Origin of the sequence: Nonomuraea sp. NPDC047529, from assembly GCF_040642995.1 — a bacterium.
Taxonomy (GTDB): Bacteria; Actinomycetota; Actinomycetes; order Streptosporangiales; family Streptosporangiaceae; genus Nonomuraea.
Window position 1 is genome coordinate 62785 of record NZ_JBEYTJ010000001.1, and the last position, 13554, is coordinate 76338.

Below are 13554 nucleotides of genomic sequence, written 5' to 3' on the forward strand. Positions count from 1 at the left end.
CCGCAAGGGCTCGCGCTCAATGACGGCCATGGCGTTTCCGTTCAGGGACGCTCGGGACTGCCCCAGTTGTGGCTGAGATGCGCCGCTACGGCCGCCTGTGCCGCCTCCACCGGGCCCGCCGCGATGGCGTCGAGCAGTTCGCGATGCTCGCGGACCAGGACGTCCCGGTCGCGGTAGACCTCGCGCAGACGGACCATGCCGAGCCTGGTCTCGGCGGCGAGCGCGGCGTAGAGGCGTACGAGCCGCCTGCTGCCGGCCGCCTCGATCAGCGCCTCGTGCAGGGCCATGTGCTCGGCCACGGTCGCCGACCACGGCGCGTCGGCGGGCAGCTCCTCCCATCTGAGCAGCGCGGCCTCGGCGTCGGGGACCCGGCGGCCGGCGACGGCCCGGGCCATGAGGTCCTCCAGGGGCCGGCGCACGTACATGAGGTCCTGGAGGTCCGCGATCGTCACCTCCGGGACATAGGCGCTGCGGTTGCGCTCGCGCCTGAGCAGTCCCTCGTGCACCAGACCGGCCAGCGCCTCGCGCACGGTCGGCCTGGCCACGCCGTACGACGCGGCGATCTCCTGCTCGGGCAGCGACGTCCCCGCCGCGATCTCGCCGGAGAGCACCCGGCTGCGCAGGGCGTCGGCGAGCGCGCCGACCGTGGAGACGGGTTTGAGGGGCAACATCACGGCTGTGATGCTAGTGCCGTTTCCGCGACGCGTTCCCTGCCTCGTTCCGGCACGGCCACCGCCACCAGGCCGAGCACCAGCAGCACCAGCCCGGCGACCGAGAGCGGGGCCAGGCGCTCCCCCAGCACCAGCAGGCCCAGCAGCGCGGCGACGGCCGGCTCGGTCAGGGCCAGCGTCGCGGCCGTGGCGACCGGCGTGGTACGCAGGCCGCGCCCGTACAGGACGTAGGACAGCGCGGTCGTGCCGAGGCCCAGGTAGAGCACGGCGAGCAGCGAGCGCGGCTCCCCCATCCAGCCGACGCCGCCGACCAGCAGCACCGGCAGCATGACCACGGCGGCGCCGCCGAACATCACCCCCATCACGGCGTCCGACTCGGCCCCCTGCTCGATGGCCCTGGCGGCGGAGACCGCATAGAAGGCGTAGAGCAGGCCGCCGAGCAGCGCGAACAGCACGCCCGACACCAGCCGCCCGCCCGCCTGCGCGCCGCCGCCGACGATCAGCGCCGCGCAGCCGCAGACCGCCGCCGCGGTCGCCAGCGCCCACCGCCCGCTCGGCCGCCGCCGGTGCAGCACCCAGGACAGCACGCCGGTGAACGCCGGCCCGCTGCCGATCGCGACCACCGTGCCGATGGCCACCCCGGTCCGCGCGACCGCCGCGAAGAAGCACAACTGGTACGCCGCCACCGCCAGCGCGGCCAGCAGCAGCCCCGGCCGCAGCACCCGCCTGAGGCCGGCCCTCGCCAGCAGGCCGAGCGCGGCGCCACCGATGACCAGCCGGGCGGCGGCCAGCGCGACCGAGTCCACCGAACCGACCGACCCGGCCGAGACGAGCAGCCCTGCGGTGCCGGCGGTGCCCCAGAGCGCGGAGGCGCCCACGACGGCGAGAGGTCCGTTCTTCATGCCTACATTGTCAGACAATTAGACAATTTCGTCCAGAAGTCCGTCCAGCATGCGGTCAGCAGGGGCGGCGACGTCGCCGGCGTAGTCGTCCAGGACGGTGAGCGCGTCGTGCACGTTCGGCAGGCTCCGGCGCGGCAGCTCCAGCAGCGGCTCGCCCTCGGCGGTGATCCCGCCCTCCACGTGGAAGGCGTCGCCGGAGACGGTGAGGGAGACCTCGAACAGCACCTCGCGGCCGTCGGGCAGGGTGAACGCGGTGCCGGTGCGCACGCCCGAGGGTGGGACGAAGCGGGTGAAGGGGTTGCCGCGCACGAAGGGGTGGCGTAAGTCGGCGAGGATCTCGGCCGCCCTGCTCAGGGCCGCCAGCAGCCCGGCCGCGGCCCGGCTCTCGCTGTCCACCCGGAAAGGGTAGTTCACCCCACCACCACGTGACCAGGCCGGCCGATCACCCCGGCCCGCCGCCCTGCTCCGTCGCGACCGGCCCGTCGCGGGGCCGGGTCAGTCGGTGGCGAGGCGGGCGTGGCGCTCGACGTCGTGGCGCACGCCCTCGTAGCAGAGCTTGCCGCGCTCGATGCCCTCGGCCAGGAACCCCGCCTTGGTCGCCACCCGGCACGACGCCGGGTTGTCGGTGCGGTGCCCCAGCTCCAGCCGGAAGAGCCCGCGCTCGCCGAACGCCCACCGGGCCAGCTCCTCGGTGGCCGCCGTCGCGATCCCGAGCCCCCGGTGTCCGGGCAGGACCCAGTAGGACACCCACCCGTTGTCGTGGGCGTCGATCCCGGCCACCGCCACGTTCCCGACCACCGTGCCACCCTCGACGGTCACGGCGAACGCGTGCCCCACGCCCGTCCAGGACGTGATCCAGCCCATCGCGTCCTTGAGCGTGACGACGGGGAAAGGCGACTGGCGGCGCAGATCGGGCGTCTCGAACGCACGCAGCACGACCGGGGCGTCGTCCTCACGCCATTCGCGCAGCCGGATGTCGATGGGGGTCACGCTGCCCGAGACTACCCGCGGCTCATGACGGGGCGATCTGGTGCGCCTCCTCGAACGCGCTGACCAGCGGCCGGGGCGCGGTCAGGCACCACGCCTCGGCCATCAGCTCGAACAGCTCGTCAGCCTCGATCTTGTCGAGGTGGACGACGACCCATCCGAAGCGCCCGGCGGTGAACTGCACCTCGAACACCTCGGGCCGCTCGGCCACCAGCGCGAGCTGCTCCTCGATCGTGGCCTTGACCCCGACCGTCTCGGTCTTCTCCCACAGGTAGCCGAAGCCCTTGCCGTTGACCTTGAAACCGACCCACTCCGCGCTGGGATGCTCGGTCACCTCCGGCAACCCCCGCACCAGATCAAGGAACTCGTCGACGCTCACACCCATGCCGTCTGTCTACCAAACCCGACCGACAACCTCCCCGGCTCAGCGGTAGTGACGAACCTCGATGACGTTGCGGTCCGGGTCGGGGAAGAAGATGGTCTCGGGGGCGATGCCCTGGGCGCCGAAGGAGTTGGAGCCTCTGCCGGTGACCTCGATCCCGTGGTCCTTCAGCCGGACCTGCAGCGCGTCGAAGTCCTCCCGGCTCACCGACAGGCAGAAGTGGTTGATCTGGTGCCCGGCGCTGCCCGTCACCCCCGTGCCCTCCTCCACGCCGTTCGACACGTCGTGCGCCATCAGGTCGATGATCGTCTCATCGGTGATCCGTACGCTCGGGAACCCCGCCTTGCCTTCGCGGAACTCCTCCCCCCGGACCCCCGGCAGGCCCACCACCTGCTCGTAGAAACGCAGGGCGGCGAGCTGGTCGGAGACCCAGAGAACGAGATGGTCCAGACGCGCATCCATGTAATAGATCCTCCTATTCCCGTCCAATATCCGTTGCGCGCATGCCGCTGTCCAATTGGGGGCCCCTGCGGGGGACGATCGTCTCCTGATCGAAAGGTGGAATTCACGCGTGGTTTCTCTGTCCCGCTGGATGGCCGATCCGTCAGTATTTGTCCCATGGTGAAGACGGTCGGGATCGAGCCGATGCCCTTCGTCGTACGGGCCGCCAGGTTCGTCATGACGCTTCAGGTGGCGTTCGGCCTCGTGGGGCTGGTCTTCCTGGCCGGAGCGGTGTTGGCCGCCTTCGCGCCCGGCCCGCTCCTGCTGTTCGGGGTGCAGGTGACGTTCCTCCTGCTGACCGGATGGCTGATGGAACGCTTCGGCGCCCGTAGGACGTGGACGCTCTGGGCCGCCGTCGCCCTGGAGCTGCTGCAGGTCGGCGGGGCCGTCGCGGTGGACGCGCTCGACCCCGGCCTCGACCTGGAACGGGTGCTCTTCGCGACCGTCCTCGGGCCGCTGCCCGTCGTCGTCCTGCTGCTCCTGCCGCCGTCCTGGCGCTGGTTCTCCAGCCGGGACCGGGCGGACACCCCCTCTTGACAGCAGTGGGCGCAGAACGTCCATGATCGAGTATGAATGCGTTGATCCGTGCGGCGCTCGTGGGGGCCGTGGTCGGCCTGGCACAGGCGGTCATCGCCTTCCACGGCCCCGATGACGCCGCGGGCAACCTGCTGCTGATGCTGTTCGCGACCCTTCCGCTCGGCATGCTGCTGTCCTGGTACGCCATGTTGCGGAACTGGTGGCTCGCCTCGCTGCTGGGGCAGTTCGCCCTCATCGCGCTGTACGTCGGCCTGAACGTGACCGCCCCCGTCTCCGTCATGGTCGGCTTCGGCGCCTGGCGCGTCGGCCTGATCATCATGGCCGCCGGGGCGTGCGGCTACGCGCTGGGAGCGGGCATCGCCCTGCCGGTTGCCGCACCTGTGCGCGTCTCGGCGGTCGGCGTGGCCGCGTCCCTGTTCCTGGCGGCGTGGTCGAACCAGGACGTGATCGCGCTCGCCGCCCAGTCGCGGGCCATGACCGCCCGGGACACCTCGAACGTCGCGCCCGACCTGCCCGGTTTCCGGCTGGACGAGGTGGAGGTCCGCGGCCCGGAGCTCTCCCTCAGGTACGAGCGCGCCCCGGACATCCTCCTGGTCGAAGTCCTGCCGGAGACCATGCCCCCGGCGCAGGCCTGCGCTGACGAAGTGGATCGCCACGAGGACGAGACCTGCGTGCAGGCGGCGCCGGACCTCTGGATCCTGAGAGATGACTTCGGCAGCGTCGTGTTCACCGCCCATGGGAACACCCTCGTGCGGCTCTCCGGCGAGGACATGGACGAGAAGCAGCTGCTCGCCGCCGCGGCCACCCTGCGGCCGGTCGGCCTCTGGGAGCTGGCCGCGCCCGCGTACGAGCGACCGTGATGCTGCCAGACAGCCGGAAAGTGATGAGAGATGCTGGATAGGCTGGGGTTCAGCGACGAGGAGGAGGTCGTCTACCTGGAGCTCCTGCGCCGCCGCCGGGTGACGATCCCCGACGTGGGCGAGGCGCTGGACCTGCCGGTGGCGGCCGTGACGGCGGCCGTGACGCGGCTCGTCGCGCTCGGCCTGGCCAGCCGCGACAACACCGGGTTGTATATGGCCGTGCCCCCCGACGTCGGCCTCGGCACGCTGATCGCCGAGCGCCAAGCCGCGTTGCAGCAGGTGCAGGGCAGGCTGGCCGAGCTGGTGGAGGTGTACCGCACGGGCGCGGCCTCGCCCGCGGGCGAGATCGAGGCGCTCACCACGCCGGAACAGCTCGCCACCTGGCTCGGCAACCTGGAACGCGGCGCCCGCCGGGAGGTGCTGGCCTTCTTCCGGCCTCCGTACGTGCTCGACGTCAACCTCGACGACTCCACCAACGCCCTGGCCACCTACCGCTACGTGTACGAACGCGCCGCGCTGGACGACCCCAGGGCCCCGGCCGAGATCGCCAGGTTCCTGAAGGGCGGCTACGAGATCAGGATCGCCGTCGAGCTGCCCAGCAAGATGATCATCGTGGACCGGGAGGTCGTGCTCCTGCCCGTCCTGCCCGACCAGACGAGCGTGGAGCCGGGCTTCCTCCTGGTCAGGGGGCAGTCCCTGGTCCATCTTCTGGTGGAGTTGTTCGAGCGGGTGTGGCAGGCGGCGACCCCGCTGCGGCTCACCGCCACGAGCGTGACCGAGGGGGTCGCGGCTTGGGACGACACCGATGTCGCGCTGATGACGTACCTGCTGTCCGGGATGCCGGACAAGACGGTCGCCAGCCGGCTCGGCACCAGCGAGCGCACCGTCCAGCGCCGGATCCGGCGGCTGATGAAGCTGGCCGGGACCGACAGCCGCATGCAGCTCGCCTGGTACGCGGCCCGGTCCGGCATGATCCCGCTGTGAGGGGCGCCCCCGCCGGGGACGCCCCTCACCTGGAACTATCGGCGTAGCTGGTACGCGCGGGTCACGATCTGCTCGACGGTGCCGCCGTCGGCGTCGGTGGCCTGCACGCGCAGCGACACGAAGCCGCCGGGCTTCGCCGGGTTCCTGATCGCGCCGGTGAAGGCCCGCTCACCGGCCCCGGCGAGCCGTACCGGCTGCCAGGTGGCGCCGTCGTCGGCCGAGGTCCACAGGGCGGCCCGGGTGATGCGCGGCCCCGCCAGGCCCTTCGGGTAGCGCAGGCCGAGGCCGACGCGGGTGGGGGCGTTCGCGTGGGCGCTGTTGGTCTCGTCCACGTCGAGGTCGTAGTCGATCGACAGGACCGGCAGCAGGTCCTGGGCGGCCACCTGCTGCGAGTGGAACGTCCAGTCGGTGCGCACCTTGGTGGAGGTCGTCCAGAAAGGTGCGTTCCGCTGCACGTCGGTCACCACGCGGTACTGGGCGCGTTCCGGCACCACCGGGAAGGCGACGGCCGCCGACGGCGCGGAGCCCAGCAGCTCGCCGTCGCGGTAGACCGTCGACTGCTCCTTGTCGGCGGAGGCGCGGAACAGGTGCGTCTGGCCGGGCGCGGTGTCGAACAGCCCGCCCGCGAAGAGCACGCCGATCGCGCCCTCGCGGACCGCGGACTTGTCCGCCGCGGCCGGCAGCGCCGTGCGGACCACCGCCTTGTTCCAGTCGCGCGACACCCGCTGACCGGCCTTGAGCACGGACGGCGCGGTCTGCTGCCACGCCTGGCCGCCCTCCCAGACCGAGCCCACCTGCATCGACTCGAAGGTCCGCAGGTCGGCCGTGACGTACTCGGTGAGGGGCCGCGGGATGACCATCCGGGTGAAGACCTGGTAGGCCGTGCCCTGCATCGGCGAGACCAGCGCCCGGGCGTACCCGGCCTCCGTGGCCGGCGCCGAGGCGTGGAACGACGACTGCACGGTGGCCAGCTCGCCGTCGCGCACCTTGTACCGCTGGTCCGCCGGGACGCCGCCGTTGCGGTACTTGACCAGCTCGTAGGCGTACGGGCTCACCGCCGTGCCCGAGAGCCGGACCTGCAGCCTGCCCTTGGCCGCCGCCGCGGCCAGCCGAGCGCCCTGCTCACCCGCGAGCGTCATCGCCGGGATCCTGGTCGGCGACGTGCTCCAGTTGTCGGCGCCCCAGTTGTCGGGCTTGTCGTTGTAGATGATGACCGCGCCCGCTTCTGCGGCGGCCGCGTTGTCGACCTGCTGCTGCGGCGTGAGCTCGGCGCTGCGCTTGACCAGCGCGAGCCGTCCCCGGACCGGCTGCCCCGCGTAGTCCTCGGGACGCCCGGTCCCGGCGTCCGCGGCCCGCAGGACCTGGGCGCCGTCGATGCGCGCGGAGCCGGCCCGGCCCCGGAAGTAGGCCGGCTCGATCGGCTCGGCCCCGGCGCCGAGGACCTGGGCCTTCAGCTCCGGCGCGGTGGGCGACCAGGCGACCCGGGACTCGAAGCGGCTGCTCGTGCCCTGGGACGGGACGGAGTACACCTTCGTCTCGCCGTTCATCCACTGTTCGAGGCCGTAGGCGCTGGTGCCGGCCGCGCTCTGGACCGACAGGCCGAGCCGGACCCTGTCCGCCTGGTTCGGCTTCGGGGTGTCCATGGTGACCGGTCCGGCCTTGGCGCCGTCGAAGGTGATGGTCCGGTCGGAGTCGATGACCGCGCCCGGCTCGGCGCCGTAGGTGTACTCCCAGACCCGGTTCCCCTCGGCGGCGTAGTGGAAGATCTCCGCCATGAAGGCGTGCTCGCCCCGGGGCAGCCGGACCTTGGTGGTGCCGTCCGCGCCGATCAGGTAGCTGTCCGGAAGGGCCAGCCTGTCGAGGTTGATGTCGTGCACGACGGCGGCGCCGGTGGTCGGCTTGCCGTCCCGGTCGAGCACCTTGAGGGTGACGTCGAAGCGCTCCACGTCCCGGACGAAGCCGACGGCCGTGGTCACGACCGTCTGGCCGTCGGCGGTGGACGCGGTGACGTGCGCGCCGTGCGCCCCCGCCGGCACGGCCGAGGTGTCGACGGTGATGGCAGCCGACGCGGTGCCGTGCGCCGGCACGGTCACCGTCTGGGCGCCCAGGGTCAGCGCCGCGGCCGGCAAATCCTCGCCCGCGCCCTTGGCGGCGAGCGTCAGGGTGACGGGCTGGTCGCCGTCGTTGACGTACTCGATCTGCTTGGTGGCCGGCTCTCCGGCGTCCCAGTCGGCGAGTCTGAAGTCGATCACGCCGGAGCCCGAGACGGGCTGGCGTACGGCGCGGCTCACGTCCACGCGGCCGGCGCCCTGGCTGTGCACGGGGGTGCCGGCCGTCGTCCGCGCCGTGCTGACGAGCTGGTTCTTCAGCCTCGCGGCGGTCCAGTCGGGGTGCCGCTGCGCGAGGATGGCGGCGGCGCCCGCCACGTGCGGCGTGGCCATCGACGTGCCGCTCGCCGTAGTGTACGTGCCGTCCACCGGCGTGCCCATCGAGGTGCCCGCGGCGCGGGCGGCCACGATCTTGAAGCCGGGAGCGGTGATCTCCGGCTTGAGCGCCCCGTCGCCGCCGCGGGGACCCCGGCTGGAGAAGTCGGTGACCGCATCCGCCGAGTCGACCGCGCCGACGGTGAGCGCCGCCTCGGCCACGCCGGGCGAGCCCACCGTGGTCGCCCCCGGGCCGCTGTTGCCTGCGGCGATGGTGAACAGCACGCCCGTCTCGGCGGTCAGCTCGTTGACCGCCACGGCCATCGGGTCGGTGCCGTCGGCGCCCTCCTGGCCGCCCAGGCTCATCGAGACGACCTTCGCGCCCGAGTGGGCCGCCCAGTTCATCCCGTCGAGGATCCACGACTCCATGCCGGCGCCCTCGTCGGCCAGCACCTTGCCCACGATCAGCCGGGCGCCGGGCGCCACGCCCTTGTACGTGCCGCCCGAGCCCGCGCCGCTGCCCGCGATCGTGGAGGCGACGTGCGTGCCGTGCCCGTGGCCGTCCTGAGCCGTCTCGCCGGGGACGAAGCTGCGGCTCTCGGCGATCCGGTCGGCCAGGTCGGGGTGCTCGGCGTCCACGCCGGTGTCCAGGACGGCGACCTTGACGCCGGTTCCGTCGTAACCGGCGGCCCATGCCTCGGGGGCGCCGATCTGCGGCACGCTCTTGTCGAGCAGCGTCTTGACCTTGCCGTCCAGCCAGAGCTTCTCGATGCCGCCGGAGAGCCGGGCCTTGGGCGTTCCCGCCTTGGCGGTGTCGTCGTCCACGGCCTCCCAGAACGCGCCGCCGCGCTTCTTGTCCGCGGCGACGGCCGCTCCCCGGATACCGGGCAGGGACCGGGTGAGCCGGCCGCCGTCGGGCGGAGCGGCCTTGGCCAGGCCCTTGCCGGAGTAGCGGACGATGGTCGGGATCGACTCGCTGTGGGCGTCGTCGTACCCCTGGGCGATCAGCTGGGTGACGTTGAACAGCCGCTTGTCCACCTGGCCCGAGGCGACCAGCGGCGCGGCCTCGTTCGGCAGCACGTACACGTCGCCGCCGACCGTGTAGGTGCGCAGGTCGCCGGCCGAGCGTTCGCCGGGGGTGACGGTGACCGAGACGGGACGGCCGGCCTGGCCGGCCACGGTGACCTCGTCCCCGGTGATGAGGGTGACCCGCGCGGTGGTGACCGACGACGCCGGGACGCCGGTGACGCCGGCGACTCCGGCGGCGGGGGCCGTCGCGTCACCGTGGGCGCTTCCGGTGCCGGCCGCGACGAGCGTGGCGGCGAGGGCGGCGCTGAGCAGCGCCGCTCTACGACTGAATGGCATGGCGGTGGCTCTCTTTCTACCGGTTGGGGGGTTGCGCAACCGGTAGAACAAAGTTTCGCCAGAAAGGGACGTACACACCATGACTAGGTCATGGCGGACAACCGACATGTCAGGTCGTCGCCACCGTCCGGGTCAGCGACGGTTGTCAAGGCGTGAGGTCGCGGGCGGTCCCAGCCGCGATCGCGCCCAGTTTGTCGGGGTTGGCGACGTTGTGGACGGCGGTGATGTGCCCGTCGGCGTCGAAGTCGAAGGTCACGGTGGCGACGACCCGGCCCTGACCGCTGAACACCACGCCGGGGCCGCCGTTGATCTCGGCGAGCTCCGCCCGCATGTCGCCCGGCTCGACGCCCTGGTAGGAGACCGTGCCGATCGCGGCGAACCACGCGGCCACCGTCTGCGCGCCCACGACCGGCCGCAGCGCCTGGCGCACCTTCCCGCCCCCGTCGGTCCACAGGGTGACGTCAGGGGACAGCAGTTCCATGAGCGTGTTGATGTCGCCGCCGGTCGCGGCGGCCAGGAAGCGCCGCGTGACGTCCCGCTGCCGTGTCCGGTCCGCCGTGAAGCGCGGCCGGCGGGCCTGTACGTGCTCCTTCGCCCGATGCGCGACCTGGCGCACCGCCGCCTCGGAACGCTCCACCGCCTCGGCGATCTCGGCGTGGCTGAAGCCGAAGACCTCCTTGAGCACGAACACCGCCCGTTCGAGCGGGCTCAGGGTCTCCAGGACCACCAGCATCGCCGTCGAGACCGAGTCGGCGCCCGCGACGTCGTCGGCGGTGTCGCCGCTGGTCAGGATCGGCTCCGGCAACCACGGCCCCACGTACGTCTCGCGCTGGTACTGCGTCGACCGCAACCGCTGCAACGCCAGGTTCGACACGATCCGCGCCAGATACGCCTTCGGATCGGCCACCTGCGAACGGTCGTCGGCCGACCATCTGATCCAGGCGTCCTGGACCGCGTCCTCGGCGTCGGCCGCCGAGCCGAGCACGCGGTAGGCCACCGAGAACAGCAGCCTGCGATGCTGGTCGAAGACCTGCTGGTCCTGCTCCGAGTACGCGCGGCTCATCGCCCGGCGCCGATCCGGGTGAACCGGCCGCCACGCGGCCAGAGCGCGCCGGAGACCGGCATCTTCTTCATGCGGACGTACGTCGGCCAGGGTGCTGCGGTCACCGTCTCCTTATACCGTGCGGCCATCCGGCCGGTGAGGTACACCCTGCGCGGGCTGTCGTCGGGGTGGGTGAACTGCACGACGCCGTCGTTCCGTCCGAGGCTCACCGGGGTGTGGTAGTAGCCGAAGCGGAACGGCTTGAGCCGCCGGCCGTCCAGGGCGCGCAGGATCGACACCGCGGCGTGCACGCCGGTCGGCATGCCGCTCTGGCAGGTGCCGTGCATGACGCCGTAGCCCTGGCTGATCGCGGCCGCGTCGCCGAGGGCGTACACGTCCGGGTGCGACACCGAGCGCAGGAAGGCGTCGGTGACGATGCGGCCGCGCTCGTCCACGGTGAGCCCGGCGGCCGCCGCCAGCGGCGAGACCCGCGTCCCGCTCGTCCAGAGCACGGCGTCCGCGGCGACGCTCTCCCCGCCCGCCACCTCCACCGAGCCGGGCAGCACCTTCGTGACCTCGACGCCGCTGCGCACCCGCACGCCCAGCCGGGCGAGGGCCTCGCGCAGGTACGCCCTCGGCCCGGCCGCCATGGCCGCGCCCGGCTCCTGCCTGCCGAGCAGCACGACGTCCAGCTCGGGGTGACGCTCGGCGATCTCGGCGGCCGACTCGACGCCGGTCAGCCCGCTGCCGCTGACGACCACCGTGCCCCGGCCCGCCTGGGCCAGCCGGGTCAGCCGGGCGGCCAGCGCCTCGGCGTCCTGCACGCTGTCCAGCGTGTACGCGTGCTCCTCCACCCCGGGCACGGTCGCCGTGTCGGCCACGCTGCCCAGCCCGTACACGAGGGTGTCGTAGTGCAGGACCCGGTCGTCGTCGATCCGCACGCTCCTGGCGTCCGCGTCCACGGCCGTCACCCAGCCCCGGACGAACCGCGCCCCCGTACCTTCCAGCAGCTCCGGAATGCTCATCTCGGCGACCTGCTGCCCACTCGCCACGACGTGCATCCGCAACCGCTCGGTGAACCGCTCCTGCGGATTGACCAGCGTCACCCGGACGTCCTCACGCCCCTTGGTCCGCGCCGCGAGCTGAACCGCCGCCGCCATCCCCGCGTACCCCGCCCCCAGAACCAGGATGTGATGCGGAGCCTTGCCGTTCTCGCGCTGTGTGGTCATCATCGTCCCTTTCGTACGGTGCCTCTGACCACGCGATGCAAACAGCCACCCCGTCCGTGACACACCCCCACTGTGATCCGCACCACACAGCGAAGACGACCTTCAGAGCGACCGGCGCGACAACAAGCGGTCCAGCAGGACGGGGACGAGCGTGGTCGCGGCCAGTGCCGCGCCGATCCACGGGACGGCGGCGATCCCCGCCCCGGCGTCCAGTGCGGCGGCGGCCAGCACCGGGACGAGGCTGATGCCCAGTTGGAAGGCCGAGACGGTGGTGGCCCCGGCGAGTGTCGGCGCCCCCGACGCGATGGCGAACACGCGCCCGTAGACGGCCGGGTTCAGCACGAACCCGGCCACGCCGAGCAGCGGCACCAGCGGCACGACGGCCGGGACGTGCCGTCCGAGCACGGCGAGCAGCACGGAACAGGCGGCGATGCCGAGCGCCCCGGCCAGGAGCGCGTGCGTGGGCAACCGGTCGGCGATCCGGCCGCCGATCGACAACCCGGCGAAGGCCCCCACGCCGAAGAGCGTCAGGATCACCGGGACCCAGACCCCGGGCACGCCCGTGACCTCGGTCAGGAACGCCGCCAGGTAGTTGTAGGAGATCATGTAGGCCGCGGTGCTCAGCAGGGTGACGGCGTACACGACCCAGAGCTGGGGCCGCCGCATCGTGCGGAGCTCGCCGCGGACGCTCGCCCGCCCGTGCCCGCTGGTGGCGGGCAGCGCGACGAGCGTCAGGACGGCGCCCACGACGGTGAGGGCGACCACCGCCCAGAACCCGCCACGCCACCCGGTGAAGTAGCTGATCATCGCCCCGGCCGGCCCACCCGCGATCATCGCCAGGCTCAGCCCACTGACGACGACCCCGGACGCGCGGGCGGTACGGTCCGCCGGGACCAGTCCGATCGCGGTGACCGCCGCGACCGCCCAGAAGCCCGCGTACGCGAGACCGCAGAGGAACCGCGTGACCAGCAGCACCGGATGGCTGTCGGTGAGGATGCCGACCGCGACGCAGGCGGCGAAGGTCGCCTGGGCGGCCACCAGCGTCGTCCGGCGCGGCCAGCGGAGGGTCAGGATGGCCAGCGGAGGCCCGCCGATCACGACGCCCGCGGCGAACGCGGAGATCAGCCCGCCGGCGGAGGACAGCGTGATCCGCAGGTCCTCGGCGACCGCCGGCAGCACCCCGGCGAGCAGGAACTCCGCGCTGCCCATCGAGAACAAGCTGAAGGACAGCAGGTAGACCCCCAGGGGGAGCCTGCCGCGGGCGACCGCCGTCCCCCGGGCGGCCGCGGCCTCGGCGCTCAACGGTCCACCCCCGCGTCGCGCAGGGCCGCGGTGAGGTACTGGTCCAGTACGTGCTGGGGAGCGGCTCCCGTCCAGGAACCGACGGGCCTGCCGCCGGCGTACACGACGAAGGCGGGGACGGCGTTGACGTCGTGCCGGGCGGCCAGGCCGGGCTGGTCGTCCAGATCGGCCCTGACGACGTCCACCTCACCGGCGCGGTCGGCGGCCAGGCTCTCCACGATCGGCGTGACCAGCCGGCACGGACGGCACCACGCCGCCCAGAACTGGATCAGAACCGGACGTTCCGCCTGGAGGACGCGTTCGGTGAAGTTCTGCTCGGTGACGCTGCGCACCGAGCCCGGAGCATGCGCGGGCATGACGAGATCTCCT

General features: G+C 72.6%; 14 protein-coding genes. 3 read left to right on the plus strand and 11 right to left on the minus strand.

Going from position 1 to position 13554, the window contains the following annotated elements; all coding sequences use genetic code 11:
• Positions 1-41: 41 nt before the first annotated feature.
• The 6 genes from ABZ815_RS00320 to ABZ815_RS00345 all read right to left on the minus strand — a co-directional run bounded on the left by ABZ815_RS00320 (position 42) and on the right by ABZ815_RS00345 (position 3404).
• The gene (locus ABZ815_RS00320; RefSeq protein ID WP_357693528.1) at positions 42-671 is read right to left on the minus strand and encodes a GntR family transcriptional regulator; all 630 of its coding nucleotides are present in this window, start codon (positions 669-671) and stop codon (positions 42-44) included.
• Positions 671-1573 carry an EamA family transporter gene (locus ABZ815_RS00325; protein WP_357692325.1) on the minus strand — a complete coding sequence of 301 codons (903 nt, stop codon included), beginning with the start codon at positions 1571-1573 and terminating at the stop codon, positions 671-673. The genes ABZ815_RS00320 and ABZ815_RS00325 overlap by 1 nt, the downstream gene beginning before the upstream one ends.
• Positions 1574-1591: 18 nt before the next feature.
• Positions 1592-1969, minus strand: coding sequence for a hypothetical protein (locus ABZ815_RS00330; protein WP_357692327.1), 378 nt, complete (start codon positions 1967-1969; stop codon positions 1592-1594).
• A gap of 99 nt (positions 1970-2068) precedes the next feature.
• Complete coding sequence (locus tag ABZ815_RS00335) at positions 2069-2563, minus strand: GNAT family N-acetyltransferase (protein ID WP_357692329.1); 495 nt, start codon at positions 2561-2563, stop codon at positions 2069-2071.
• A gap of 22 nt (positions 2564-2585) precedes the next feature.
• A complete protein-coding gene (locus ABZ815_RS00340) occupies positions 2586-2945 on the minus strand; it encodes an MmcQ/YjbR family DNA-binding protein (protein ID WP_357692331.1) in 360 nt (119 codons plus the stop codon).
• A gap of 39 nt (positions 2946-2984) precedes the next feature.
• A complete protein-coding gene (locus tag ABZ815_RS00345) occupies positions 2985-3404 on the minus strand; it encodes a VOC family protein (RefSeq protein ID WP_357692333.1) in 420 nt (139 codons plus the stop codon).
• A 156-nt stretch (positions 3405-3560) separates the two neighbouring features.
• Between ABZ815_RS00345 and ABZ815_RS00350 the strand changes: the two genes are divergently transcribed.
• Genes ABZ815_RS00350 through ABZ815_RS00360 form a run of 3 tightly spaced genes read left to right on the plus strand, consistent with a single transcriptional unit; the run spans position 3561 to position 5824 of the window.
• On the plus strand, positions 3561-3980 hold the full coding sequence (locus tag ABZ815_RS00350; protein WP_357692335.1) for a hypothetical protein: 420 nt from the start codon (positions 3561-3563) through the stop codon (positions 3978-3980).
• A gap of 32 nt (positions 3981-4012) precedes the next feature.
• Positions 4013-4840 (plus strand): hypothetical protein, encoded by an 828-nt coding sequence (locus ABZ815_RS00355; RefSeq protein ID WP_357692337.1) that lies wholly within the window; start codon positions 4013-4015, stop codon positions 4838-4840.
• A 30-nt stretch (positions 4841-4870) separates the two neighbouring features.
• Entirely contained in the window at positions 4871-5824 is a 954-nt protein-coding gene (locus ABZ815_RS00360; protein ID WP_357692339.1) for a helix-turn-helix domain-containing protein, read from the plus strand.
• A 35-nt stretch (positions 5825-5859) separates the two neighbouring features.
• Here the strand turns inward: ABZ815_RS00360 and ABZ815_RS00365 are convergent, their stop codons facing one another.
• From ABZ815_RS00365 to ABZ815_RS00385, 5 genes are all read right to left on the minus strand, one after another.
• Complete coding sequence (locus tag ABZ815_RS00365; RefSeq protein ID WP_357692341.1) at positions 5860-9612, minus strand: S8 family serine peptidase; 3753 nt, start codon at positions 9610-9612, stop codon at positions 5860-5862.
• A gap of 145 nt (positions 9613-9757) precedes the next feature.
• Positions 9758-10675, minus strand: a complete 918-nt coding sequence (locus tag ABZ815_RS00370; protein ID WP_357692343.1) for an RNA polymerase sigma-70 factor — start codon at positions 10673-10675, stop codon at positions 9758-9760.
• Positions 10672-11886 carry an FAD-dependent oxidoreductase gene (locus tag ABZ815_RS00375; RefSeq protein ID WP_357692344.1) on the minus strand — a complete coding sequence of 405 codons (1215 nt, stop codon included), beginning with the start codon at positions 11884-11886 and terminating at the stop codon, positions 10672-10674. The genes ABZ815_RS00370 and ABZ815_RS00375 overlap by 4 nt, the downstream gene beginning before the upstream one ends.
• A gap of 99 nt (positions 11887-11985) precedes the next feature.
• The gene (locus ABZ815_RS00380; protein WP_357692346.1) at positions 11986-13185 is read right to left on the minus strand and encodes an MFS transporter; all 1200 of its coding nucleotides are present in this window, start codon (positions 13183-13185) and stop codon (positions 11986-11988) included.
• Complete coding sequence (locus tag ABZ815_RS00385; protein ID WP_357692348.1) at positions 13182-13541, minus strand: thioredoxin domain-containing protein; 360 nt, start codon at positions 13539-13541, stop codon at positions 13182-13184. The genes ABZ815_RS00380 and ABZ815_RS00385 overlap by 4 nt, the downstream gene beginning before the upstream one ends.
• Positions 13542-13554 lie beyond the last annotated feature (13 nt).